Origin of the sequence: Mycobacterium tuberculosis complex sp. N0072 (assembly GCF_030323725.1) — a bacterium.
Classification (GTDB): Bacteria; Actinomycetota; Actinomycetes; order Mycobacteriales; family Mycobacteriaceae; genus Mycobacterium; species Mycobacterium tuberculosis.
Genome location: NZ_CP040689.1, coordinates 907,738 through 931,894 on the forward strand (window position 1 = coordinate 907,738; position 24,157 = coordinate 931,894).

Below are 24,157 nucleotides of genomic sequence, written 5' to 3' on the forward strand. Positions count from 1 at the left end.
ACGCACGCGCGGTAGCCTTTATCGCGATGACGGATCTCGCAAAAGGCCCCGGAAAAGACCCGGGTAGTCGGGGTATCACCTACGCGTCGGCCGGGGTCGACATCGAAGCCGGTGACCGCGCCATCGACCTGTTCAAGCCGCTCGCTTCGAAGGCCACCAGACCCGAAGTGCGCGGCGGGCTGGGGGGATTCGCCGGACTGTTCACTCTCCGCGGCGACTACCGCGAACCGGTGCTGGCGGCCTCCAGCGACGGCGTCGGCACCAAACTCGCGATCGCTCAGGCGATGGATAAGCACGACACGGTGGGCCTGGACCTGGTGGCGATGGTGGTCGATGACTTGGTGGTTTGCGGCGCCGAGCCGCTGTTCCTGTTGGATTACATCGCCGTCGGTCGGATCGTGCCGGAGCGACTCAGCGCGATCGTCGCCGGTATCGCCGATGGGTGCATGCGTGCCGGCTGTGCGCTGCTTGGCGGCGAGACCGCAGAACATCCGGGCCTGATCGAGCCCGATCACTACGATATCTCTGCCACCGGCGTCGGCGTCGTCGAGGCGGACAATGTGCTGGGTCCCGACCGGGTCAAACCCGGCGACGTCATCATCGCGATGGGCTCGTCGGGTCTGCATTCCAATGGGTACTCGCTGGTCCGCAAGGTGTTGCTGGAGATCGACCGGATGAATCTGGCCGGTCATGTGGAGGAGTTCGGTCGCACCTTGGGCGAAGAGTTATTGGAGCCGACTCGCATCTACGCCAAAGACTGTTTGGCCTTGGCCGCCGAAACCCGTGTCCGGACGTTTTGCCACGTCACCGGCGGCGGGCTCGCCGGCAACCTGCAACGGGTCATCCCGCATGGCCTCATCGCCGAGGTCGACCGCGGCACCTGGACACCCGCGCCGGTATTCACCATGATTGCCCAGCGCGGCCGGGTCAGGCGCACAGAGATGGAGAAGACGTTCAACATGGGTGTCGGCATGATCGCCGTCGTTGCCCCCGAAGACACGACGCGCGCCCTGGCCGTCCTGACCGCGCGGCACCTGGACTGCTGGGTATTGGGAACCGTCTGCAAAGGCGGAAAACAAGGCCCGCGGGCAAAACTGGTTGGGCAGCACCCGAGATTCTAAGAACCAGACCTAACCGGGTCTAATGAGGTCAACGCCACGCCGATGGGAACCGAATCGGCACCGTGCGGGGGGCAGCTCCGTGGTGCTAGCGCCGCCAGTCGTCCTCATCGTTCCACGAGTCGTCGTCCGACGGGCCGTCGCCGTCCAGTCGGTCGGTACCGGTACCTGACAGCTCACGCTGAAGCCGCTGGAAGTCGGTCTGCGGGGAGCTGTATTTCAATTCTCGAGCAACCTTGGTCTGCTTTGCCTTAGCCCGGCCGCGGCCCATGGGGGAACCCCCTCGCGAAATAACGGAGCGGCCTAACGAGTAGGCGGCTCCGATCTCTGGTGTCGTTTATTGTCCTGCCGACAGTTTACCGTGCCGCCCGGTCGGGCGCGGGGCGGCCTGCCCGCCGTTACGGAGGGCACGGGTAATCACCGAATACCGCCGCGCAGCCGCTCGACGGCCCGCCGTCCGGCGCCCACATCGTCGGCGGGCGGCAGCGAGTCGACGTCGATCACCGCGGCAACCTCGGCTTCCGGACCGGTTACCAGGGCGGTGTCGCCCGGCAGACCCCGTTTGAGCAGGGCCAGTGCCACCGGCCCTAGCTCTACGTGCTCGACCACCGTTCCCAGTCGTCCCACCGTGCGACCGCCGGCCAGCACCGCATCGCCCGTCGACGGCCGCTGCACTGACTCGTCCAGATGCAACAACACCAGCATCCGGGGTGGTCTACCCAGGTTGTGCACCCGTGCGACGGTCTCTTGCCCTCGGTAACAGCCCTTGTTCAGGTGGACGGCTCCGGCGCCGGGGCCACCGATCCAACCCACTTCGTGAGGGATGGTGCGTTCATCGGTGTCAACGCCCAGCCGCGGGCGCCTAGCCGGCACCCGGTGAGCCACTCGATGGGCTTCATAGGCCCAGATGCCGGCCGGGCGCACACCCGCCTGAGTCAGGCGACGCTGCCAGTCGGCACGATCGCCGCGCTTCACCACCACGTCCAGTTCGATTTGGCCCGCTAGGCCGTCGGGCATCCGGCGGACAATCCCGCCGCCGGCAAGCGGCACGGCCAGCCACTCAGCGGGCAAGACATCTAGACCCAGCGCGTCGAGCACTCGTTCCTCAGCCAGCCGCGGCCCCAATAGCGACAACACCGCCATATCAGCGGCACGAGGAGTGACCATCGACCAAAAAACCATCTTGCGCAAATAGGCCAGCAGCGGTTCACCCCGCCACGGCTCGGTATCGAGATAGGTCGTGCCACCCAGCTCGGTCTGTATCCAGTGATCCTCAACTCGGCCTTGTCCGTCCAGGCTGAGATTTTGGGTGCTGGCGCCCTCAGGCAGGTCGCTGACGTGTTGTGTGGAGATGCTGTGCAGCCAGGTTTGCCGATCGCCACCGTCGAGGGTGAGCACGGCGCGGTGCGAGCGATCCACCAGCACGGCATCGGCTTGCCCCGCGCGTTGCTCGCCCAGCGGGTCGCCGTAATGCCAGATCGCACCCGCGTCGGGTCCGGGGTCTGGGGCAGGGACTGCGGCCACACAACAACTCTACGAAAAGCCGCGCTCGGCCTCGTTGACCAGCGTGCAGCTAGGCTGCAGGGACATGTTGAGGCAGACGGGCGTGGTGGTCACGCTTGACGGTGAGATCCTGCAGCCGGGTATGCCGCTGCTGCACGCCGATGATCTTGCCGCTGTGCGGGGGGATGGCGTTTTCGAGACACTGCTGGTGCGCGACGGCCGAGCCTGTCTGGTTGAAGCGCACCTGCAGCGGCTGACCCAATCAGCCAGGTTGATGGACCTTCCCGAACCGGATCTCCCCAGGTGGCGCCGCGCGGTCGAGGTGGCAACGCAGCGGTGGGTGGCTAGCACCGCTGACGAGGGCGCGCTGCGCTTGATCTACAGTCGCGGTCGGGAGGGCGGCTCGGCGCCGACGGCCTATGTCATGGTCAGTCCGGTCCCGGCGCGAGTTATCGGGGCCCGCCGCGATGGTGTGTCGGCGATCACGCTGGACCGCGGTTTGCCGGCTGACGGTGGCGACGCCATGCCGTGGCTGATGGCCAGCGCCAAAACACTGTCCTATGCGGTGAACATGGCCGTCCTGCGTCATGCCGCCCGGCAGGGCGCCGGCGACGTCATCTTCGTCAGCACGGACGGCTACGTCCTGGAAGGCCCTCGCTCGACGGTGGTGATCGCCACCGACGGTGACCAAGGGGGCGGGAACCCCTGCTTGCTGACGCCGCCTCCGTGGTATCCAATCCTGCGGGGAACCACGCAACAAGCGCTCTTCGAAGTGGCCCGCGCGAAAGGCTACGACTGCGACTACCGTGCCCTACGCGTCGCCGATCTCTTCGATTCCCAAGGTATTTGGTTGGTATCGAGCATGACTCTGGCCGCCCGCGTACACACCCTGGACGGGCGGCGATTACCCCGCACCCCGATCGCTGAGGTGTTTGCCGAATTGGTGGACGCCGCTATTGTCAGCGACCGGTGATACGGCAACCTCTGTTGTGGTCAGCGCCGGCCATACCGCTCGCCGTTATCCGACGAACCGGGACAACCGCGCCGACAGATGTGGTACCAGCCCGCCGTCGGCATCGACGCGTTCCTCGACGTAGGCCAGGTCGCCACCTTCGACGATGCCGTAGAGTCGTTTGGCGCCGCCGACCAGAACGCCAGACCGACTGCGGGCCAGCGCATCGGTCACCAACTCCCACGAGGACTGGGTGCGCGGCCGCCCGTAGAACAGTTCGACATAACCGGCCGAATGCGCCAATAGCAACTCGATCGCCTGAGACTCGCTCGGATCGTACGGGTCGGCGACGAACCGCCAGAATCCCGCTTCTCGTAAGCCTGGTTCCTGGTAGTCGCCCGTGGCGGTGAGCCGCCAGGACCGGGATTCCCAATTCAGATAGTCGCCGCCGTCGTGTGACACAACGATCTGCTGGCCGAACCGGTAGTCGCCGTCGGGTCCGCGGCCCTCGCCTTCGCCGCGCCACACGCCGACCAGTGGCAGCAGCGCCAGCAGTGCATTGTTCAGGTCGGCACCTTCGCGCAGGTTTGCGGTATCTGCGGGAACCGGCAAATCGTCGAAGGCAGGGATATTGCGCGCGGCGGTCGCCTTGGCCCGCTCGACGGCAGCGGCGACCGCACGGTCGCCGGAGCCCGCAGCATGGACGCCGCCGGCCCCGGTCGCATCCGAGCCCGCGCCGGAACTCACGACTCGTCGGTAACGAGCCGGTACAGCGTGTACAGCGCGAACCAGGAGATAACCACGGTCGCCAAGACCAGCATGATCTCGAAGAACAGCACCACGGGGACGAGTGTATGCGGCCGCGGCCGCTTCCGTGGCCCTGGCTCGTCTGGGCCTGATTGGGGCCGGTCAGGTGATCTTGACGTCTACCTCGTGGATGCCCGCGCCCGAGGGCTGCACCACCGCGTCGCCGTTGCCGGCCGCCGACAGCGCGCGCAGCGTCCAGGATCCGGGCGCGGCGAAGAACCGGAAATCGCCGGTGGCCGACGCGACGACCTCCGCGGTGAACTCGTCGGAGGAGTCCAGCAGCCGCACGAACGCGCCGCCCACGGCCTGGCCGTCACCGTCCACTACGCGGCCGGTGATCACCGTTTCTTTTTCCAGGTCGACGCTGGCCGGCAATGTCAGTCCTTGCTTGGGTCCAGAGCACATATCAGCTTCCCAACTCGATCGGGGCGCCCACCAGGGAGCCGTATTCTGTCCAACTGCCGTCGTAGTTCTTGACGTTTTGGTGTCCGAGTAATTCCCGCAACACGAACCAGGTGTGCGAGGACCGTTCCCCGATTCGGCAGTAGGCAATCGTTTCCTTGCTGTTGTCTAGGCCGGCGTCGGCGTAAAGCTTGGCCAACTCCTCATCGGACTTGAAGGTGCCGTCCTCGTTGGCGGCCCTGCTCCACGGCACGTTGATGGCACCAGGAATGTGTCCGGGCCGCTGGCTTTGTTCCTGCGGCAGGTGCGCGGGGGCCAGGATCTTGCCGGAGAACTCGTCGGGAGAGCGCACGTCGATGAGGTTCTTGACGTTGATGGCCGCCAGGACCTCGTCGCGGAATGCCCGAATCGTGTTATCCGGCGGGGAGGCGGTGTAGGAGGTCACCGGCCGGCTGACCGGGTCGCTGGACAGCGGGCGTCCGTCGAGCTCCCACTTCTTGCGGCCGCCGTCGAGCAACTTGACCTTCTCATGGCCGTAGAGCTTGAAATACCAGTACGCGTAGGCGGCGAACCAATTGTTGTTGCCGCCGTACAGGATCACCGTGTCCTCGTTGGCGATGCCACGCTCGGACAGCAGCTTGGAGAATTGCTGGGCGTCGACGAAGTCACGTTTGACCGGATCCTGCAGGTCGGTGCGCCAGTCCAACTTGATCGCGCCGGCAATATGGTCACGGTCATATGCACTGGTGTCCTCGTCCACTTCGACGAAAACGACCTTCGGCGCGTGCAGATTGCTCTCAGCCCAGTCGGCGGAGACCAGGACATCGCAGCGTGCCATGGCGGGAATCCTTTCGCATAGTTCGGTGACCAGCGTGGTCAACTGGTTAGGCGGGACGGGGAGTGTTACTGCTTGACTGCTCCTTGGGACGTCTGTTGCACAGAAACGGCGGGCGACACGCTACGGTGGGGCTCCTAGGCTGCTCTAAGTGCTGCGCGGACGTGCGCGGCTACTCAGCAGCTACAGCAACAGCAACAACCCGCTAGGCGGCACAGATCAACTGCGCGACGCTTGGTGAGCATGGGCTCGATGCGGGCTGACACGTCGGACAGCTTACCCAATCGCATAGTGCTCAAGCCAACAGTGGTTTCAGGGCAGAGCGCAGGTCGGCGGCCTTGGGGACCCCGGAGGTCCGGTAGCGCTGTCGCCCGTCGACATCGAAGATCAACGTGGTGGGCAGCGAAAGCACCGAAAATCGCCGCGCTGCCTGCGGGTTGGAGTCCAGGTCGACCTCGATGTGAGCAACATCTCCCAGATCGGCGCAGACGTCGCCGACCCCTCGGCGTACCCGGTCGCAGGGCGCACACCCTGGGGCCCTGAAATGCACGACGGTCGGCCCGGCCCCGGACAGGCCCAGTTCCGCGGTGCGCGCCGGAGCCGCCGGTGTCGTTTCCGGACCAACCTCCCGCAGGATCACTGACCGCCGGGTCAGCAACCACCGGGCAATGGTCGCCAGCGCACCTGTAGCAACGGAAGAGACGATCATGGTCGTCATGACTGTTTGAACTCGTCGAGCGAGATCGTTACTCCCCGGGTAATGCCTTCGATGATGACGTCCGATCCGCGCGCCCCCACGGTGTTTGGCACCACCCCGAACGGCAGCTTCTGGTTGGGCAGCTTGCTGGCGAAGGCGTGCAGCACCGCATCCCGCTTGTCATCCGGAACCGGTTGGTCCGCGGTGTCGGGTCCGGTCACGACGGCGGTGGGGGTGATAACCAAGGTCGCGCGGTCGTCCGAGGCAACGGACAGGTCCACCAAGACGCTGACCCGGTGAGCGAAGTTGGCCGATATGGGCGTGCCGCTGAACACCAGCCCGCGGCTGCCAGATATCCCGGACTCGGTAGTGCCGCCGGTGGCGTCGTTGCTCTCCTGACGGGGCGCGGCGACCATAAGGTCGCTAATGCCCAGGTAGCGGCCCAGGTGCATGGAGTCGATGATGATGCGACTCTCCAGCTCGCCGACCGGGAGCTTGGCATCGGGCCTGATCAGCCAGGACGCGTAGGACAAGTCGATCGAATGCATAGTGGCCTCCAGAGTGGCCGTGCCACTTCCGGCGTGCTCCACGGCAAATGCCTTGATTTCTAGCTCCGCGTAGTGTTCCCGCATCGCCTGCGGGATGAATGGGAACCGCAGGATGGCGACGAACGGGTCTGACCTCAGGTTTGCCGCTTTGCGCACAGTGGTCGACAGCCGGTACTCGGCATAGATGCTGGCCCCGAAATCGGCGCCGACGGCGCCCACGATGAGAACGGCCACGACGATCGCCGCCCCGGTCACCCCGACCAGCACCTTGCGCATCGGCATATTGTCGCCCAGCGCTCGAGCCCGTCCCGGAGCGCCTCGTCAGGCGGCACGTTATCGTTAGATGAGCTGCCGCTACCGTCACATGGCGCGATGAACTGGGAGACGCCTTTCCCACGACGCTGGAGGGGCTTGTTGGAGTTATTACTGCTGACCTCGGAGCTGTATCCGGATCCGGTCCTGCCGGCGCTGTCGCTGCTGCCCCACACCGTGCGGACGGCGCCGGCCGAGGCGTCTTCGTTGCTGGAGGCGGGAAACGCAGACGCTGTGCTCGTCGACGCGCGCAACGACCTGTCGTCCGGGCGAGGCCTGTGCCGCCTGTTGAGCTCGACCGGCCGGTCGATCCCGGTACTGGCGGTGGTGAGCGAAGGCGGGCTGGTGGCGGTCAGCGCTGACTGGGGGCTGGACGAGATCCTGCTGCCCAGCACCGGGCCCGCTGAGATCGACGCCAGACTGCGGCTGGTGGTTGGCCGGCGCGGAGATCTGGCTGACCAGGAGAGTCTGGGCAAGGTGAGCCTGGGCGAGCTGGTGATCGACGAAGGCACCTACACCGCCCGGCTGCGTGGCCGCCCGCTGGATCTCACCTACAAAGAGTTCGAGCTGCTGAAATACCTGGCGCAGCATGCCGGCCGGGTGTTCACTCGGGCGCAGCTGCTGCACGAAGTATGGGGGTATGACTTCTTCGGGGGCACCCGGACTGTTGATGTGCACGTGCGGCGGTTGCGGGCCAAACTCGGCCCCGAGCATGAAGCGCTGATCGGCACGGTGCGCAACGTCGGATACAAAGCTGTTCGGCCGGCGCGCGGCCGACCGCCGGCCGCGGACCCCGACGACGAAGACGCCGATCCCGGCCGGGATGGTATGCAAGAACCACTGGTCGACCCGTTGCGCAGTCAGTGACGGCGCTTGACTGGCGCTCCGCTCTGACCGCCGACGAGCAGCGCAGCGTGCGTGCACTGGTCACGGCGACAACAGCAGTCGATGGGGTAGCACCCGTGGGTGAACAGGTGCTGCGGGAACTGGGCCAGCAACGCACCGAGCATCTGCTGGTGGCCGGTTCGCGACCGGGCGGCCCGATCATCGGCTACCTCAACCTCAGCCCACCCCGGGGCGCGGGTGGTGCGATGGCGGAGTTGGTGGTGCATCCGCAGTCTCGACGGCGCGGTATCGGCACCGCCATGGCCCGCGCGGCATTGGCCAAGACCGCCGGCCGCAACCAGTTCTGGGCGCACGGCACGCTGGATCCCGCTCGGGCGACCGCGTCCGCGCTGGGTCTGGTCGGCGTCCGCGAACTGATCCAGATGCGACGCCCGCTGCGTGATATCCCCGAACCGACGATCCCCGACGGGGTGGTGATCCGCACCTACGCGGGCACGTCCGACGACGCTGAGCTACTCCGGGTCAACAACGCCGCGTTCGCCGGACACCCGGAACAGGGTGGGTGGACCGCGGTCCAGCTTGCCGAGCGGCGTGGCGAGGCGTGGTTCGATCCAGACGGCCTGATCTTGGCCTTCGGTGATTCGCCACGTGAACGGCCTGGCCGGTTGCTGGGTTTCCATTGGACCAAAGTGCATCCCGATCACCCGGGATTGGGCGAGGTGTACGTGCTGGGCGTCGATCCGGCGGCGCAGCGCCGCGGTCTCGGCCAGATGTTGACGTCGATCGGTATCGTCTCGCTGGCCCGTCGGCTGGGCGGTCGGAAGACCCTCGACCCTGCGGTCGAACCCGCCGTGCTGCTCTACGTGGAGTCGGACAATGTGGCGGCCGTGCGAACCTACCAGAGCCTGGGCTTCACCACCTACAGCGTCGATACCGCCTACGCGCTGGCTGGCACGGATAACTGACCGAAGATGTTCCCCCCCAAGAAGTCGTAAGCAGGAGCTTAAGTGGCCAAGCGGTTGGACCTCACGGACGTCAACATCTACTACGGGTCATTTCATGCGGTCGCTGATGTGTCGCTGGCGATTCTGCCCCGCAGCGTCACGGCGTTCATCGGTCCCTCGGGCTGCGGCAAGACGACGGTGCTGCGCACCTTGAACCGGATGCATGAGGTCATCCCCGGAGCTCGAGTCGAGGGTGCCGTACTGCTCGATGATCAAGATATCTACGCCCCCGGTATCGACCCGGTCGGTGTCCGCCGGGCAATCGGGATGGTGTTTCAGCGGCCGAATCCATTCCCCGCCATGTCGATTCGCAACAATGTGGTTGCCGGCCTGAAGCTGCAGGGTGTGCGCAATCGCAAGGTGCTCGACGATACGGCCGAATCCTCGCTGCGCGGCGCAAACCTGTGGGACGAGGTCAAGGATCGACTGGATAAACCCGGCGGCGGATTGTCTGGGGGGCAGCAGCAGCGGTTGTGCATCGCACGGGCAATCGCCGTGCAACCCGACGTGTTGCTGATGGACGAGCCCTGCTCCTCGCTGGACCCAATCTCGACCATGGCCATCGAAGACCTGATCAGCGAGCTCAAGCAGCAGTACACCATCGTCATCGTCACCCATAACATGCAGCAGGCTGCCCGGGTGAGTGATCAGACGGCATTCTTCAACCTGGAAGCGGTGGGAAAGCCGGGGCGGCTGGTAGAGATCGCCAGCACCGAGAAAATCTTCTCCAACCCGAACCAGAAGGCCACCGAGGACTACATCTCCGGGCGCTTCGGCTAGGCCCGATGCCCTCGATGGCCAGGCTGGCGTCACCGCGGGTGGATGTTTGCTCGGCCTAGGGAAAGGCGCCGGTCGCCTGGAAGATCACGCGTCGTGCCACTTCCACGGCGTGGTCGGCAAAGCGCTCGTAGAATCGGCTCAGCAACGTCACGTCGACGGCGGCCGCCACTCCGTGCTTCCATTCGCGGTCCATCAGCACGGTGAACAAATGCCGGTGCAGGTCGTCCATCGCGTCGTCTTCTTCGCGGATCTGGGCGGCCTTTTCCGGGTCGTGCGACAACACGACCTCTTGGGCACTGTTGCCCAATTCGACTGCAACTCTTCCCATTTCGGCAAAATAACCGTTGACCTCTTCGGGCAGCGCGTGCTGTGGATGCCGACGGCGGGCGATCTTGGCGACATGCAGCGCCAACGCCCCCATCCGGTCGATGTCAGCCACCATCTGGATGGCGCTCACAATGGCTCTGAGGTCACCGGCGACCGGTGCCTGCAACGCCAGAAGAACGAATGCACTCTCCTCGGCCCGGGCGCTTAGCGTCGCGATCTTTTCGTGGTCGGAGATCACTTGCTCGGCCAGCACGAGATCGGCCTGCAGCAAGGCTTGGGTGGCCCGCTCCATGGCGATGCCTGCTAGCCCGCACATTTCCCCGAGACGCTCGGATAATTCCGAGAGTTGCTCATGGTAGGCGGTCCGCATGTGCTAAAGCCTACGTTCCCGACCTTGGAAAATGCCGTAAGCGTCGTGTCAATGCGGCTACTCGCAGGTGGTGTCGGCGGCGTTGGTGACCGTCAGGTCCTCGGGCAGCTTGGTCGGTGGGCTGGAGGAGTTGCGGCTTATCTGCACGCTGACGGTGGAGCCACTCGGCAGGGGAGCGCGCACCGCGCTGAAGTCTTGGCCCAGCACCACCTGGACCAGTTGGCCGATCCCGGTCACCCGCTCGATCTTTGACTGGCCGAACACGGCGGCCACGGTGGCGGCAGCCTGTTCGTTGCCGGGCGAAAAAAACACTGTGGTGGCCAGCAGCGAACTCGGGTAGTCGTCCGGAGCCATCACGTTGAAGCCGTTCCGCTTGAGCTGATCGGTGGCGGTGGTGGCCAAACCGGCCTGGCCGGTCGAGTTAGAGACCTGCACTGTGACCTCTTTTGGCGAGGTCGTCGTAACCTGCTGGTGCTGAATCTCGTTGGTCAGACCCGCCTGCGGCGCCTTCTTGGTGGTGGTCGGCGGGGTCGACGGCGTGTTGCCCAGACGCTGGGCGTTGTGATCGTTTTCCAGGGGCAGCGGATCGTCGTCGATGATGGCGGTGAAAAGCGCCTTCATGTCGGAGGTACGCGGGGGCTCGTCGCCGTTCTGGTCGGTTATACCGGTCGGAACGGTCACGAACGTGACGTGCCCGGCCGCCATATGCTGCAACGATCGACCGAGTTCGACCAGGTCTTTGGTCTTGACGTTGTCCACGTAGCTGTTACCGATGAACATGTTGACGACGTTGTTGAGCCTGCTGAGGTTGAACAAGGTGTCCGTCGAGATCATCGAACGCAGCAGCGACGACAAAAACAACTGCTGGCGTTTGATGCGCCCGTAGTCGCCATTGCTCTCGGTGGTGACCTGGCGAGCGCGCACATAGTTCAGCGCGGTCGGCCCGTCAATGACCTGGCGTCCGGCGTGCTCCAGCACCGTGCCCAGTTCGTAGTCCCGCAACGGGGTGGTGCTGCATACCTCGACGCCGCCGAGGGCCTCGACCATCCGCGCGAAACCGACGAAGTCAATCGCGATGAACCGGTTGATGCTCAAGCCCGACAGTTTCTGAATGACCTTCACTAGACACTTAGGCCCGCCGAAGGAGAATGCCGAGTTCAGCTTGGTCTCCGTGTACACCAGTCTGGGACCCATCGTTCCCGTCTTCTCGTCGTAGATGGGTCCGTACTTACCGGTCTCGGGGTTCCACGCCTCGCATTGGATTGGAGTGATCGCCAGGTCGCGGGGGAACGACACCGCGACGACCCGCTCGCGGCTGGCCGGAATGTTGACCAGCATGACGGTGTCCGAACGTGCGCCGCCGGCGTCCTCGGCGTCGCCGGCGCCGATATTGGCGTTCGCCCCGGCACGAGAGTCCATACCGACGAGCAAGAAGTTCTCGTCGCCATGCTGCCCGCTGGGGTTGACGATGTCGCCCGAATGCGGGTCGAGCGCGCTTACCATGTTCAGCCGGCTGTTCTTCGACGCGCTCCACTGCCATGCCCCGCCGGTCAGCGCCAACGCCAGAGCGGCAAACAGAGCCGCCAGCGAGCGCGCGGCCAGCACCATCGGGCGCCGGCCGGAGTTCGGCGCTGGCTTGGCGGGCGCGGGCGACGTTCGGCGGATCCGCAATGGCCGCACTCGAGCCGATCCGGTTAGCTGCTTGCCGGGTAGCTCGGGTTCACGGCGGGCGTGGTCGGCGCGCGGATAGTTGGCTGCCCGGAGGTCGGGAAGCTCCGAGAGGAACTCGAGCGAGTGGGCCGGGATGGCGATAGCCTCGGTGTCCTGCTGGTCGTCGGCGTCGTCGGGGACCTTCGGGCCGCGGCCGGATGGCTCGGGTTCGGGGGCGACATGGCGGTGCGTGGGGAGGTCAGGAAAAGCGGGGCCGAGCCTGGCGATCAGATCGGCCACACTAACGGCGCCGGTGGCATGACAGCCGACATTCTGGGTGTCCCGCGGACCCTGGGCTGCCACCCATGTGGCGGGCGGTACCGTGATCCATCGGTCAACACCATCGGGGAATGCTGACTCGGAGAGCCGTGCCCACGGCGCGGCGCTCTCGCCGTCACTCATGTCCTACCGGCCTCCGAGAGTCTAGGTGGCGGACGCCCGCGGTGTTGGCTGCGTGTCCTACGCGCACCTTCGCGCAGCACCGCCACGAGTCGGCGCCGCACAATGCAGCAAGGCCCACATCGTACTGATTTATCGGTCCAGACGCGATTTCGACAGGGTCTCGATTCAGCCACCCGACCCCATGGCGTCCGCCCCTTCCGGCACTCGGCAGTCGTCGGGGTCGGTTAGCCAGCCGTCGGGAAGGGCCACCCGGGCGGGGGAACCCTGCCGGCCCCGGGCGCCAGTCGCGGAGTCCGGGAACGGTACCGTGCCGTCCAACCGGTCCAGCAGGCAGTCGAGCTCGTCGAACGTCTTGACCATTGCTAACGCCCGCCGGAGCGCGGAGCCCGCCGGGAAGCCATGGAGATACCAGGCGATGTGCTTGCGGATATCGCGCATGCCCTTGTCCTCGCCGAAGTGTGCGGCCAGCAAGGTGCCGTGACGGCGGATGATGTCGGCGACTTCGCCGAGCGTGGGTGGGGTGGGGGCCGGGCTGCCGGTGAAAGCCGCGGACAACTCGGCAAATAGCCAGGGACGGCCCAGGCAGCCACGGCCGATGACCACGCCGTCACAGCCGGTGGTGGACATCATGGCCAGTGCGTCGCCGGCATCGTAGATGTCGCCGTTGCCGAGCACCGGAATCGTCCGGACATGCTGCTTGAGCCGGGCGATCTGTTCCCAGTCGGCGGTGCCGGAATAGCGTTGTGCCGCGGTACGGGCGTGCAGCGCGACCGCAGCGGCTCCTTCGGCCTCAGCGATGCGGCCGGCATCCAGATGTGTGTGGTGGGCGTCATCGATGCCAATGCGAAACTTGACCGTCACCGGTATATCGGTGCCTTCGGTGGCGCGCACAGCCGCGGCCACGATCTGACCGAATAGCCGCCGTTTGAACGGTAGCGCCGCCCCGCCGCCGCGCTTGGTGACTTTGGGCACTGGGCAGCCGAAATTCATGTCGATGTGATCGGCTAACCCTTCGCCAGCGATCATCCGAGCGGCCGCATACGTGGTGTCCGGATCGACGGTGTACAGCTGCAGCGAGCGTGGTGATTCGTCCGCGGAGAACGTTGTCATGTGCATGGTGACCGGGTGCCGCTCGATGAGCGCACGTGCGGTCACCATCTCGCAGACATACAGTCCGCTGACCGTGCCGACCTTCGACTGTTCCAGCTGACGACACAGCGCCCGGAATGCGACGTTCGTCACACCGGCCATCGGAGCCAGCACAACCGGGCTGGCGAGCTCGATCGGGCCGATGCGCAACGCCGGGCTGGGTTGGATTGCCCGCCTCCTGCTCATCGCGCTGCGCGCTCTGCATCGTCGCCGGGCTAACGACGGCTCATCGCCAGTTTGCCAGCGGTTTTATGCAGCTCGTGTGCGCTGACCTTCTTGCCCGTACGGGCTTCCCGGTCGAGTTGGCGTTGCTTGGACACCTCGAACTTGTCGCAGGCCAGCTCGAGGTCCTTGATCACCAGGGCCAGCTCGTCGCGCAGCTTAGCCCCCTCGCCGGTGAAGTCCTCGCGCTCGAAGATACGCCATTTCTTCAGTACCGGCATGACGACTTCGTCGAGGTGGATGCGCGGGTCGTAGACACCCCCGACGGCGATGACCACGGCTTTGCGCCGGAACTCGGGTACTTGGAAGCCGGGCATCTGGAAGTGGCTCAAAATCAGGTGCAGCGACTTCATGGCCTGGTTGGGCACGAGGTCGAACGCGGCCTCGCTGACGTCGCGGTAGAAGATCATGTGCAGATTCTCGTCTGCCGAGATCTTGGCCATGAGCTGGTCGGCGACGGGGTCGTTACATGCCTTGCCGGTATTGCGGTGCGAAATCCGGGTTGCCAGTTCCTGGAAACTGACATAGAGGACGGAGTCGGTGAGGCTCTCCGCGAAATAGTGGCCCTGGTGGTTTTGGCCTGGGCTGAAGCCCCGGTTGACTACCTCGAGGCGAAGTTTCTCCAACTCGACAGGGTCGACCGATCGGGTCACCACCAGGTAGTCGCGCAGCGCGATGCCGTGCCGATTCTCCTCGGCGGTCCAACGGTTGACCCACTGCCCCCACGCGCCGTCCATGCCCATGTTCATCGCGATCTCGCGGTGATACGACGGCAGGTTGTCCTCGGTGACCAGGTTCTGCACCATCGCCACCTGGGCGACATCAGAAAGCTTGCTCTGGTCGGGGTCCCAATCCTGCCCGCCGAGCGCGTAGTAGTTCTTCCCGTCCGACCACGGGATGTAGTCGTGCGGGTTCCAGGGCTTGTGCATGCTCAGGTGCCGGTTCAGGTACTTCTCGACGACCGGTTCAAGTTCGTGCAGCAGCTGCAGGTCGGTCAGCTTGGCTGACATGGCGCCTCCAGTTATCTGTGTCTAATGGTTGCAGTCAATATATCTGTGTCTCTCGGTAGCATCAAGTTTGGGCTTCGCGCGGCATGTTGAGCTGCCAGCAGCGGGCAGGATGCTGGCATCGGCGGGCCCCGGTGGCCGCGTGGGGTGAACCCCAGTCGTCCTCAGTTGTGCGGCCCGGCTGGGATGGAGTGTTCGGATTCTCCCCGCTCGCGGTGCGGTGCGTAGGTGGCGGCGGTGCTGAGCAACATGTTGACGCAGTAGTCGATGAATTGCTTGCGGGTGGCTCCCAGCCGTCCGTTCAGATATGCGGTGAACAGACCGGTAAGAGCGCCGATCAAGCTGGTGGCGACCAGTTTCTGCAGAACTGGATCAACGATGCGGGACAACTTGCGTTGCAGCAACTCGATGAAGTTGGGCATCCACTCCGCGCCCGACCGGGTCAGGGCCGGTTCTACCGCCGGCGCCAGCAACAGCACGCGCCCGCGCACCGGATCGTCGACCATCAGCTCGACGAATTGCTCTACGGCCTCGCGCGGGGTTTGCGCGGACGTGAGGGTTGCCATCGCTCGTGTGCAGACGTCGTCGTAGACCGCGCGAACGAAATGTTCACGGTCGGCGAAGCTTTCGTAAAAGTAGCGTTCTGTCAGGCCGGCGTGGCGGCACACTGCGCGGACGGTGAGTGCGGGTCCGCCTGCGCCGCCGAGCAACTGCACGCCGGCGGCGACGAGGTTGTCTCGACGTAGGGCGTGCCGACTTTCCAAGGGGACACCGGACCAGCGGCCCCGGTTTTGACCGGTCTGCACAGCTCTCCTAAACTCCATAGTGACAACGTGCGTAGTCAGAATTCGTGTGGCCAATGAAGATTCAGCAGGCAAAACCACCAGTGACCCAAGATACGTCTGCTACCTGTCCGCTGACCAGCACCGTGCAGGATTCCTCGCCGGTTGCGGGCCAGCTTGGCAGGCCTATAGGGTTCCGCGGACTGGCCGGCGGTTGCCCCGTGTCACCGCTGGGTTACGAATCGCCGCCGCTGCCGCTGGGGCCGGATTCGCTGACGTGGCGATACTTCGGTGACTGGCGCGGGATGCTGCAGGGACCGTGGGCGGGATCCATGCAGAATATGCATCCGCAGCTGGGCGCGGCGGTCGAAGATCATTCGACGTTCTTCCGGGAACGCTGGCCACGGCTGCTGCGGTCGTTGTACCCGATCGGCGGAGTTGTCTTCGACGGCGATCGAGCCCCAGTCACCGGTGTGCAGGTGCGTGACTACCACATCACCATCAAGGGTGTCGACGGTGCGGGCCGTCGCTACCACGCGTTGAATCCCGACGTCTTCTACTGGGCGCACGCCACCTTCTTTGTCGGCACGTTGCATGTGGCCGAGCGGTTCTGCGGTGGCCTGACCGAGGCGCAGCGGCGCCAGCTATTTGACGAGCACGTCCAGTGGTACCGCATGTACGGCATGAGCATGCGGCCGGTGCCGGCGACCTGGGAGGAGTTTCAGGACTACTGGGACCACATGTGCCGCAACGTGCTGGAGAACAACTTCGCGGCGCGTGCCGTGCTCGACCTGACCGAACTACCCAAACCGCCATTCGCCCAACGAGTTCCGGATTGGCTGTGGGCCGCGCCGCGCAAGTTGCTGGCCCGGTTCTTCGTCTGGCTGACCGTCGGACTCTACGATCCGCCCGTGCGCGAGCTGATGGGCTACCGGTGGTTGCGCCGCGACGAATGGTTGCACCGCCGCTTTGGCGACATCGTCCGGCTCGTCTTTGCCTTGGTGCCATTCCGGTTTCGCAAGCACCCGCGGGCTCGCGCCGGCTGGGACCGTGCCACCGGCCGCATCCCCGCCGATGCGCCGCTAGTACAGACGCCCGCGCGCAACCTGCCGCCGCCCGACGAGCGTGACAACCCGACGCACTACTGCCCTAAGGTCTGACCCCGGACCTGCGGCGCAACCGGGGCGTGGTTGTGCTCACCGTTAATTGGCTTACCCGACATCCTTGGTAGCCGATGCCTTAGCGACCGACTGCAGTCCGCCGGCAGCACGGTGGTGGCGGGGAATCCCGGGACCGGCGTGCTCGGCGTTGAAAACGGCGTCGATGACGAGCTGGCGCACGTGCTCGTTCTCCAGACGGTAAAAGATCGTGGTTCCGTCGCGGCGGGTGCGCACCAGCCGCGCCATTCGTAGCTTTGCCAGGTGCTGGGAGACCGACGGCGCGGGCTTGCCCACCTGCTCGGCGAGTTCATTGACCGACATTTCGCGGTCTGCCAGCGACCACAGCACCTGCACGCGGGTCGCGTCGGCGAGCATTCGGAACACCTCGACCACCAAGCAGACCTGATCGTCAGGCAACGGGTCAGGTCCACTATCTGCGTACATACGCAAACAATAGAACGCGGGCGTGGTGGGCTGTCAAGGTCGCGGGTCGGCGCCCGCTCAGCCCGTCGGAGCGGCGATCGCGCTGCGCTCACCGCCGTTGGGTTCCTGCCGGAACCGGTAGACATCCACCGCGCCAGCCCTGATATCGGGCCGGTGCTCTTGGCGCATCGGCAGGCGCCGGTCCTGCCATTCCTTGGCGAACTCGTCGTAGAAGGTGGCGGGCTCGAAGTACCTGCGGTCATCGACGTAATGCGGTTCATAGGCGTCACGCGACGTCAGGAAGACAACCTCATCGGGTGAGCAGTAGTACAGCGATCCATAGCACATCGGACACGGATGGGCCAGCACGTTGAGAGTGGTACCGACCAGGTGCTCAGTGCCCAGCTTGGTGCACGCGGCACGGATGGCAAGGCTCTCGGCGTGGGCGGTCGGATCATTGGTTTGGGCCCATCGTCGAAAACCTGCCATGCCTGCCGGCATGTGCAAGACATCGGCTGGGACGAAAAATGGCAATGCGACGGCTGTTCGATCACGCACCAACGTGACGACAACGCCGCGATCAACCTCGCACGCTACGAGGAACCACCTAGCGTCGTCGGCCCAGTTGGGGCCGCCGTCAAGCGTGGAGCCGACCGTAAGACCGGGCCTGGCCCGGCGGGTGGCCGTGAAGCGCGGAAGGGAACCGGCCACCCGGCTGGCGAACAACCCCGAGACGGGGTGCTAGTCGCGTGACCACTAAAGATCACTCACTTGCAACGGTAGTTCGCAGTGGAGACCACGGTAGTAGCTAGACTATCTACATTTATCGCATATCCGTTTTGCTTGAGGGGGCAACGATGGTACGCGCCGATCGTGATCGCTGGGATCTCGCGACGAGTGTCGGGGCGACGGCTACCATGGTCGCCGCCCAGCGCGCGCTGGCTGCCGACCCGCGATATGCGCTGATCGATGATCCATATGCGGCGCCGTTGGTGCGTGCCGTTGGTATGGACGTCTACACGCGGCTGGTGGATTGGCAGATCCCCGTCGAGGGGGATTCCGAGTTCGATCCGCAGCGAATGGCCACGGGGATGGCCTGCCGCACCAGGTTCTTCGATCAGTTCTTCCTTGATGCCACCCACAGTGGCATCGGCCAGTTCGTCATCCTGGCGTCCGGGCTGGACGCCCGGGCTTACCGCCTTGCCTGGCCGGTGGGCAGCATCGTCTACGAAGTGGACATGCCGGAGGTGATCGAGTTCAAGACCGCCACGCTGAGCGATCTGGGCGCCGAGCCGGCCACCGAACGCCGGACTGTCGCGGTCGACTTGCGCGACGACTGGGCCACCGCACTTCAGACGGCGGGTTTTGATCCGAAGGTGCCAGCGGCCTGGAGTGCTGAAGGGTTGCTGGTATACCTGCCGGTCGAAGCTCAGGATGCGCTGTTCGACAACATCACCGCGTTGAGTGCTCCCGGTAGTCGGCTGGCGTTCGAATTCGTGCCGGATACCGCGATTTTTGCCGATGAGCGATGGCGCAACTATCACAATCGGATGAGCGAGCTCGGATTCGACATCGACCTCAACGAGCTGGTGTACCACGGTCAGCGTGGTCACGTTCTCGACTATTTAACCCGCGATGGCTGGCAGACCTCGGCGCTTACGGTCACGCAGTTGTACGAGGCAAACGGCTTTGCCTATCCCGACGACGAGCTCGCGACGGCGTTTGCCGACCTCACCTACAGCAGCGCGACGCTCATGCGCTAAAGCAAGCGATCTGACCGCTTACTGGCGAAGCAGCTCATCTTTCAGGCGACTGGTGATCATCTCCTGAAACACGACCTGGGCCGGACCGTACAGGTCCTGGAATGTCGACACTAAGGCGTCCCTGTTGTACTCGGGAATGGAGCCGCCACTGGGAGTCCAAAAGCTATCGATGTCCAGCAGGAAGAATGGTCCGGTTTGGGCGGGTGTTATTCGGCGCAGATGGTAATTGGGATCAAGCGCTTGGCCCATACCCGGGCCGTAGCGCACGATGAGCGATTTGCCTGGTTGTAGCTCACGGTAGACTGCGGCACCCTGCCACTCGGTCAGGACCAGGCCGCCGGGAGTGAAACGCTGCGGCCCGAGCAGCTGCTCGTCGATCCAGTTGCTCCACGTGATCCGGCCGTCGACACCCGCGGGGACGCGGATCTCCAGAACAAAGCGAAGACCGATACGCTCCAACCCAACGATTGACGAGACCTGCGCGCGAGCATCCACGACCCGCATCACAACGTCGGTAAAGGCCTCAAAGCTGCGGTAGGCGGTGGTCTCCACGACTATCGCCTGGTTCTTCAGTGAAGCGGCGGTGGTGTTATCGCGATTGACATAACGAACGAAACGATCCGCGACCGGGGTGGGGGCTCCACCGGGCGCCGTCATCCCCCAGCTGACGTCCTGCGCCTGGCGTTCGATCGGTAGATCATTGATAAGCAGGTGTTTGAGCTCCCGGTTCGCTGATTCGGTGAGCGAATCCGTTGTCGGGTGACGGATTTCCACCGTCACCAGGGCAACGGGTGCGTTGGGCTGGACCTCATCCTGATTTGTCTCGGGGAGCATAGACAGCAAGCATAGCCAGGTTGCTTTGCTCAGATCGCCGGACCGTGCATCGGGAGGGAATCGGCGATGCGCACGGCTTCGTGCCCCTGTTTGTGCCCCCACCAGGACTCGAACCTGGGACCTGCGGATTAAAAGTCCGTAGCTCTACCAACTGAGCTATAGGGGCGCGAAGACTCAGGATACTGCGTTGGCGTCGGCCGCTCGTTTGAGGAATAGGCTGGGGGTGACCTAAGCTGGCGTGGCTCCCAACGGTCACCACGTTGCGAGTGCCCCGGAGAGATTCGGTTCTGCCCCCTTCGTCTAGACGGCCTAGGACGCCGCCCTTTCAAGGCGGTAACGCGGGTTCGAATCCCGTAGGGGGTACCTGCGACGCGGTATCGCGGAGCACACAACACAGCAAGGCCCTGTGGCGCAGTTGGTTAGCGCGCCGCCCTGTCACGGCGGAGGTCGCGGGTTCGAGTCCCGTCAGGGTCGCCAGGACGGTGAGGCACATGCTGCCTTCCGGCCAGGTAGCTCAGTCGGTATGAGCGTCCGCCTGAAAAGCGGAAGGTCGGCGGTTCGATCCCGCCCCTGGCCACCATGGTCTACCTGGATAGGCACTGTGGCGGCACTGCTACGTAGCCGACCTCCCTGGGTCTGGGTGATTGGTCCCGGGCTGCGATGGTCGTGAGCACACGCCCGGATCACCGATGCCGTCCCGCCCCGGTAGGCCATCGCGGCGATGATCGAGATTGCCGGCCGGGTTGATCGCTGCGGATTCCACCCGGGTCGAACGGCGGGTCCATCTGCTCCTCGATCGCTCGTGAAAGACCTGATTGTTCAGCCATTTCCAGCATCACAGGCGCCAAACCCATTGGCCGACATCAAATTCCGCTCGTCAACCACCGCCGGCTCGGTGGTGAACGCATGCAGTGAATGGGTCAAAAGTGTGGTCTTGGACTGTAGAGAAATGCGACGTGAGCGCTGGTGTTGTCCCAGGCCAGAAGGCCCAGAAGACTTGTCGCGGTTCGCACGCCGATCGAGTCACCGGACCATCCATGGGCGATGCGCCGGAAAACCAGACGCGCGCAAGCCTCGAAGGCCTTGGCGTGGCGAAGGGCCGCCGGCTAGGGCAACCCTCGTATTCCCGGATGTTGGCGGCCCGACGGGATTACACTGCTTCCTGCTGATTCCTCCCTGCGATCGGTCGATCGCAGGATCGGTTGGCATCGAGGTCATGTCGCTGTGGGAGGAGATGTCGCGTGTCTTATGTGAGCGTGTTGCCCGCTACGCTGGCCACAGCGGCAACAGAGGTGGCCCGCATCGGCTCGGCGCTCAGTTTGGCTAGCGCGGTCGCGGCGGCCCAGACCAGCGCGGTGCAGGCCGCGGCCGCGGATGAGGTGTCGGCGGCGATCGCTGCGCTGTTTTCCGCCCACGGGCGGGATTTTCAGGCGCTCAGCGCGCGGGCGGCAGCGTTTCATCACGAGTTTGTGCAGGCCCTGGCCGCGGGTGCGGGGTCCTATGCGGTCGCCGAGATTGCCGCCGCATCGCCGTTGCAGAGCCTGATCGACGTGTTCAACGCGCCCATCCAGGCCGCCACCGGGCGCCCGCTGATCGGCAACGGCGCCAACGGCCAGCCGGGCACCGGGGCCCCGGGGGGGCCCGGCGGGTGGTTGATCGGCAACGGCGGGGCCGGCGGGTCCGGGGCGCCCGGCGCCATCGGTGGGGCCGGCGGGCCCGCGGGGTTGATCGGTGTCGGAGGTGCCGGCGGGGCCGGTGGAGACTCCGCGGTCGCGGGTGTCATCGGAGGGGCCGGTGGGGCAGGCGGGGCTGCCCTGCTGTTCGGTGCCGGTGGGGCCGGCGGGGCCGGGGGTTCCGGCGGTTCCGGCGCAGCTGGTGGGGCCGGTGGCGCCGGTGGGGCCGGCGGGCTGTTCGCCAGCGGCGGCAGCGGCGGGTTCGGCGGGTTCGCATCGACGGGCACCGGTGGGGCCGGCGGCACCGGTGGGGCTGGTGGGTTGTTCGCCAGCGGCGGGGTCGGCGGTACTGGCGGGGGAGCCGGGTCCGGCGGTACCGGTGGGGTTGGTGGGACGGGTGGGGCCGGAGGGCTGTTCGCTAGCGGCGGCGCTGGCGGGGCCGGCGGGTCCGGCGGTACCGGTGGGGCTGGTGGGACTGGTGGGGCCGGCGGGCTGTTCGGAGCCGGTGGCGCTGGCGGGCTCGGCGGGCAAGGCAACCACACCGGCGGGCACGGTGGGGCCGGTGGCAGCGCCGGCCTGCTCGCCCTTGGCGACGGCGGCGCTGGCGGGGCCGGCGGGGCCGCTACCACCGGAACCGGCGGGGCCGGCGGGGCGGGTGGCAAGGCCGGCCTGCTGTTCGGCTCCGGTGGGGCCGGTGGGTCCGGTGGGGCTGCCGGCACCTTCGGTGACACCGGTAACTCCGGCGGGGCCGGTGGGGCGGGTGGCAAGGCCGGCCTGCTGTTCGGCTCCGGTGGGGCCGGTGGGTCCGGCGGCGCTGGGGGCTTCGCCAACGGCTCTACCGGCGGTGCCGGCGGGGCCGGCGGCGGGGCCGGGCTGATCGGCAACGGCGGCAACGGTGGCAGCGGCGGCACGTCGGTTGCCACCGGGGGGGCCGGGAACGGCGGTGCCGGCGGCGCCGGCGGCGGGGCCGGGCTGATCGGCAACGGCGGCAACGGCGGCAGTGGCGGAATGGGCGATGCCCCGGGCGGCACCGGCGTCGGCGGCATCGGTGGGCTGTTGTTGGGTTTGGACGGCGCCAACGCCCCGGCCAGCACCAACCCGCTGCACACCGCGCAGCAGCAGGCGTTGGCCGCAGTCAACGCGCCCATCCAGGCCGTGACCGGGCGCCCGCTGATCGGCAACGGCGCCAACGGCGCCCCGGGCAGCGGGGCCCCCGGCGGGCACGGCGGGTGGTTGTTCGGCGGCGGAGGGACCGGCGGGTCCGGCGTCAGCGGCGGGGCGGGCGGAGATGGCGGGGCCGGCGGGATCTTGTTCGGCGCCGGCGGGGCCGGCGGCGCGGGCGGGGCCGTCACGGGAACCGGCGCCACCGGCGGGTCCGGTGGGGCCGGCGGTGGAGCCTTGCTGTTTGGGGCCGGTGGGGCCGGTGGAGCCGGCGGGTCCAGCGGGATTGGCGGGTTCGCCGCGGGCGGGGCCGGTGGGCCCGGAGGGGCCGGTGGGCTGTTCAACGGCGGCGGGGCCGGCGGGGCCGGCGGGTCCGGCGTCAGCGGCGGGGCTGGCGGGGAGGGCGGGGCCGGCGGGGCCGGTGGCCTGTTCGCCGGTGGCGGGATCGGCGGGGCCGGCGGATTCGGCGGATTCCGCGGCGGGGAGGGCGGGGCCGGCGGGGCCGGTGGCCTGTTCGCCGGTGGCGGGGCCGGCGGGGCCGGCGGATCGGGCAACAACGTCGGGGGGGCCGGCGGGGCCGGTGGGGTCGGTGGGCTGTTCGGGGCCGGCGGGGCCGGCGGATCCGGCGGCGGCGGTAGCGTTGCTGGCGACGGTGGGGCCGGCGGCAACGCGGGCTTGCTCGCCCCCGGTCTCGCCGGCGGTGCCGGCGGTGGCGGCGGGCAGGGTTTTGACACCGGCGGGGCCGGCGGGCCCGGCGGCGACGCCGGCCTGCTGGTCGGCTCCGGCGGGGTCGGAGGTGCCGGCGGATTCGGCCTCACTACGGGTGGGCCTGGGGCGGCCGGCGGCGACGCCGGCCTGCTGTTCGGCTCCGGCGGCGCTGGCGGGGCCGGCGGCTCCGGCCGAACCGACCTCGGCGGCGCTGGCGGGGCCGGCGGCAAGGCCGGGCTGATCGGCAACGGCGGTAACGGCGGGGCCGGCGGGGCCGGCGGGAACGGCGGCGGGGACGGCGGGCCCGGTGGAGCCGCCTTCGGGCTCGGTAACGGCGGCAACGGCGGCAACGGGGGGACCGGCACGTCCGCGGGCAGCCCCGGTGCCGGCGGCGCCGGTGGTTCGCTGATCGGCGCGGAGGGGCTGCCCGGGCTGCTGCCCTAGCCGGCCCGGTTGGACCACGTGATCGACGACCGTCACAAGTCGACACGCCGAACGTGCAACCACGGCGGCATCACCTGGCGTGTCGCCGCCACCAGCGCACGCTCGGCACGGAGTTTAGCAACTACTCATCCAGAAGCCGGCCACTACGGCCTGGCCACCTGGTTTACCCGCATGGACGCGATGACCGCACCGACCTGAGTCGGCATTGCTGGTTGCGC

Annotated in this window: 25 protein-coding genes, 4 tRNA genes and 1 pseudogene; 13 read left to right on the plus strand and 17 right to left on the minus strand. The window is 66.5% G+C overall.

What is annotated here, in order from left to right:
• The first annotated feature begins 26 nt into the window (after window positions 1-26).
• Window positions 27-1,121 carry a phosphoribosylformylglycinamidine cyclo-ligase gene (purM, locus tag FF952_RS04295; protein WP_003404132.1) on the plus strand — a complete coding sequence of 365 codons (1,095 nt, stop codon included), beginning with the start codon at window positions 27-29 and terminating at the stop codon, window positions 1,119-1,121.
• 85 nt (window positions 1,122-1,206) lie between these two features.
• Here the strand turns inward: purM and FF952_RS04300 are convergent, their stop codons facing one another.
• Both FF952_RS04300 and ygfZ read right to left on the minus strand, forming a co-directional pair.
• Window positions 1,207-1,389 (minus strand): DUF3073 domain-containing protein, encoded by a 183-nt coding sequence (locus FF952_RS04300; protein WP_003404135.1) that lies wholly within the window; start codon window positions 1,387-1,389, stop codon window positions 1,207-1,209.
• A 146-nt stretch (window positions 1,390-1,535) separates the two neighbouring features.
• Complete coding sequence (gene ygfZ / locus FF952_RS04305; protein ID WP_003404137.1) at window positions 1,536-2,642, minus strand: CAF17-like 4Fe-4S cluster assembly/insertion protein YgfZ; 1,107 nt, start codon at window positions 2,640-2,642, stop codon at window positions 1,536-1,538.
• Window positions 2,643-2,724: 82 nt separating this feature from the next.
• Between ygfZ and FF952_RS04310 the strand changes: the two genes are divergently transcribed.
• The gene (locus tag FF952_RS04310) at window positions 2,725-3,594 is read left to right on the plus strand and encodes an aminodeoxychorismate lyase (protein WP_003404139.1); all 870 of its coding nucleotides are present in this window, start codon (window positions 2,725-2,727) and stop codon (window positions 3,592-3,594) included.
• Window positions 3,595-3,639: 45 nt separating this feature from the next.
• Here FF952_RS04310 and FF952_RS04315 read toward each other — a convergent pair whose 3' ends face one another.
• The 6 genes from FF952_RS04315 to lmeA all read right to left on the minus strand — a co-directional run bounded on the left by FF952_RS04315 (window position 3,640) and on the right by lmeA (window position 7,144).
• On the minus strand, window positions 3,640-4,320 hold the full coding sequence (locus FF952_RS04315; RefSeq protein WP_003898596.1) for a nitrobindin family protein: 681 nt from the start codon (window positions 4,318-4,320) through the stop codon (window positions 3,640-3,642).
• Window positions 4,321-4,482: 162 nt separating this feature from the next.
• Window positions 4,483-4,785 (minus strand): DUF1416 domain-containing protein, encoded by a 303-nt coding sequence (locus FF952_RS04320; RefSeq protein ID WP_003404278.1) that lies wholly within the window; start codon window positions 4,783-4,785, stop codon window positions 4,483-4,485.
• Window position 4,786: 1 nt separating this feature from the next.
• On the minus strand, window positions 4,787-5,620 hold the full coding sequence (locus FF952_RS04325; protein WP_003404293.1) for a sulfurtransferase: 834 nt from the start codon (window positions 5,618-5,620) through the stop codon (window positions 4,787-4,789).
• Window positions 5,621-5,793: 173 nt separating this feature from the next.
• Window positions 5,794-5,907 carry an Ms5788A family Cys-rich leader peptide gene (locus FF952_RS20690; protein WP_349814712.1) on the minus strand — a complete coding sequence of 38 codons (114 nt, stop codon included), beginning with the start codon at window positions 5,905-5,907 and terminating at the stop codon, window positions 5,794-5,796.
• Window positions 5,908-5,912: 5 nt separating this feature from the next.
• On the minus strand, window positions 5,913-6,335 hold the full coding sequence (locus FF952_RS04330; protein WP_003903188.1) for a thioredoxin family protein: 423 nt from the start codon (window positions 6,333-6,335) through the stop codon (window positions 5,913-5,915).
• A complete protein-coding gene (gene lmeA, locus FF952_RS04335) occupies window positions 6,332-7,144 on the minus strand; it encodes a mannan chain length control protein LmeA (RefSeq protein WP_003404298.1) in 813 nt (270 codons plus the stop codon). The genes FF952_RS04330 and lmeA overlap by 4 nt, the downstream gene beginning before the upstream one ends.
• A 129-nt stretch (window positions 7,145-7,273) precedes the next feature.
• On the opposite strand from lmeA, the gene FF952_RS04340 reads away from it, so the two are divergent.
• Genes FF952_RS04340 through pstB form a run of 3 tightly spaced genes read left to right on the plus strand, consistent with a single transcriptional unit; the run spans window position 7,274 to window position 9,804 of the window.
• Window positions 7,274-8,041: a winged helix-turn-helix transcriptional regulator gene (locus tag FF952_RS04340; protein WP_003903189.1), complete on the plus strand. Its 768-nt coding sequence runs from the start codon at window positions 7,274-7,276 to the stop codon at window positions 8,039-8,041.
• Window positions 8,038-8,985 (plus strand): mycothiol synthase, encoded by a 948-nt coding sequence (mshD, locus tag FF952_RS04345; protein WP_003404307.1) that lies wholly within the window; start codon window positions 8,038-8,040, stop codon window positions 8,983-8,985. The genes FF952_RS04340 and mshD overlap by 4 nt, the downstream gene beginning before the upstream one ends.
• 42 nt (window positions 8,986-9,027) lie before the next feature.
• Complete coding sequence (gene pstB, locus FF952_RS04350) at window positions 9,028-9,804, plus strand: phosphate ABC transporter ATP-binding protein PstB (protein ID WP_003404312.1); 777 nt, start codon at window positions 9,028-9,030, stop codon at window positions 9,802-9,804.
• 55 nt (window positions 9,805-9,859) lie between these two features.
• Here the strand turns inward: pstB and phoU are convergent, their stop codons facing one another.
• The 5 genes from phoU to FF952_RS04375 all read right to left on the minus strand — a co-directional run bounded on the left by phoU (window position 9,860) and on the right by FF952_RS04375 (window position 15,797).
• Entirely contained in the window at window positions 9,860-10,501 is a 642-nt protein-coding gene (gene phoU, locus FF952_RS04355; RefSeq protein WP_003404314.1) for a phosphate signaling complex protein PhoU, read from the minus strand.
• A gap of 57 nt (window positions 10,502-10,558) precedes the next feature.
• Entirely contained in the window at window positions 10,559-12,613 is a 2,055-nt protein-coding gene (locus FF952_RS04360; RefSeq protein WP_003404316.1) for an LCP family protein, read from the minus strand.
• 165 nt (window positions 12,614-12,778) lie between these two features.
• Window positions 12,779-13,948, minus strand: coding sequence for a tRNA dihydrouridine synthase DusB (dusB, locus tag FF952_RS04365; RefSeq protein ID WP_003898601.1), 1,170 nt, complete (start codon window positions 13,946-13,948; stop codon window positions 12,779-12,781).
• A 29-nt stretch (window positions 13,949-13,977) separates the two neighbouring features.
• Entirely contained in the window at window positions 13,978-14,994 is a 1,017-nt protein-coding gene (gene desA1 / locus FF952_RS04370) for an acyl-ACP desaturase DesA1 (protein ID WP_003404321.1), read from the minus strand.
• A gap of 161 nt (window positions 14,995-15,155) precedes the next feature.
• A complete protein-coding gene (locus FF952_RS04375; RefSeq protein WP_003404326.1) occupies window positions 15,156-15,797 on the minus strand; it encodes a TetR/AcrR family transcriptional regulator in 642 nt (213 codons plus the stop codon).
• Between the two features lie 80 nt (window positions 15,798-15,877).
• On the opposite strand from FF952_RS04375, the gene FF952_RS04380 reads away from it, so the two are divergent.
• Window positions 15,878-16,933 (plus strand): oxygenase MpaB family protein, encoded by a 1,056-nt coding sequence (locus FF952_RS04380; protein ID WP_003898602.1) that lies wholly within the window; start codon window positions 15,878-15,880, stop codon window positions 16,931-16,933.
• Window positions 16,934-16,984: 51 nt separating this feature from the next.
• Here the strand turns inward: FF952_RS04380 and kmtR are convergent, their stop codons facing one another.
• Window positions 16,985-17,377, minus strand: a complete 393-nt coding sequence (gene kmtR, locus FF952_RS04385; protein WP_003404335.1) for a Ni(II)/Co(II)-sensing metalloregulatory transcriptional repressor KmtR — start codon at window positions 17,375-17,377, stop codon at window positions 16,985-16,987.
• A 57-nt stretch (window positions 17,378-17,434) separates the two neighbouring features.
• Window positions 17,435-17,782, minus strand: a complete 348-nt coding sequence (locus FF952_RS04390; RefSeq protein WP_078377808.1) for a tRNA-specific adenosine deaminase — start codon at window positions 17,780-17,782, stop codon at window positions 17,435-17,437.
• A 26-nt stretch (window positions 17,783-17,808) separates the two neighbouring features.
• Between FF952_RS04390 and FF952_RS04395 the strand changes: the two are divergent.
• Together FF952_RS04395 and FF952_RS04400 are read left to right on the plus strand one after the other, a co-directional pair.
• Window positions 17,809-18,109: pseudogene (locus FF952_RS04395) on the plus strand (zinc ribbon domain-containing protein); the annotation flags it as partial.
• Between the two features lie 104 nt (window positions 18,110-18,213).
• Window positions 18,214-19,119, plus strand: coding sequence for an SAM-dependent methyltransferase (locus FF952_RS04400; RefSeq protein WP_003404349.1), 906 nt, complete (start codon window positions 18,214-18,216; stop codon window positions 19,117-19,119).
• A gap of 18 nt (window positions 19,120-19,137) precedes the next feature.
• Here the strand turns inward: FF952_RS04400 and FF952_RS04405 are convergent, their stop codons facing one another.
• Together FF952_RS04405 and FF952_RS04410 are read right to left on the minus strand one after the other, a co-directional pair.
• Window positions 19,138-19,953 carry a TIGR04255 family protein gene (locus FF952_RS04405; protein ID WP_003404352.1) on the minus strand — a complete coding sequence of 272 codons (816 nt, stop codon included), beginning with the start codon at window positions 19,951-19,953 and terminating at the stop codon, window positions 19,138-19,140.
• Window positions 19,954-20,046: 93 nt separating this feature from the next.
• A tRNA-Lys gene (locus FF952_RS04410) sits at window positions 20,047-20,119 on the minus strand.
• 123 nt (window positions 20,120-20,242) lie between these two features.
• Here FF952_RS04410 and FF952_RS04415 point away from each other — a divergent pair.
• The 5 genes from FF952_RS04415 (at window position 20,243) to FF952_RS20695 (ending at window position 24,137) form a co-directional block, all read left to right on the plus strand.
• Window positions 20,243-20,316, plus strand: a tRNA-Glu gene (locus FF952_RS04415).
• Window positions 20,317-20,353: 37 nt separating this feature from the next.
• Window positions 20,354-20,430 (plus strand) — tRNA-Asp (locus tag FF952_RS04420).
• A 26-nt stretch (window positions 20,431-20,456) separates the two neighbouring features.
• Window positions 20,457-20,533: transfer RNA gene (locus FF952_RS04425), tRNA-Phe, on the plus strand.
• Between the two features lie 661 nt (window positions 20,534-21,194).
• Window positions 21,195-23,939, plus strand: coding sequence for a PE family protein PE_PGRS12, long form (locus FF952_RS04430; RefSeq protein WP_031653745.1), 2,745 nt, complete (start codon window positions 21,195-21,197; stop codon window positions 23,937-23,939).
• An 18-nt stretch (window positions 23,940-23,957) separates the two neighbouring features.
• Window positions 23,958-24,137: a hypothetical protein gene (locus FF952_RS20695; RefSeq protein ID WP_003404355.1), complete on the plus strand. Its 180-nt coding sequence runs from the start codon at window positions 23,958-23,960 to the stop codon at window positions 24,135-24,137.
• Window positions 24,138-24,157: the final 20 nt, after the last annotated feature.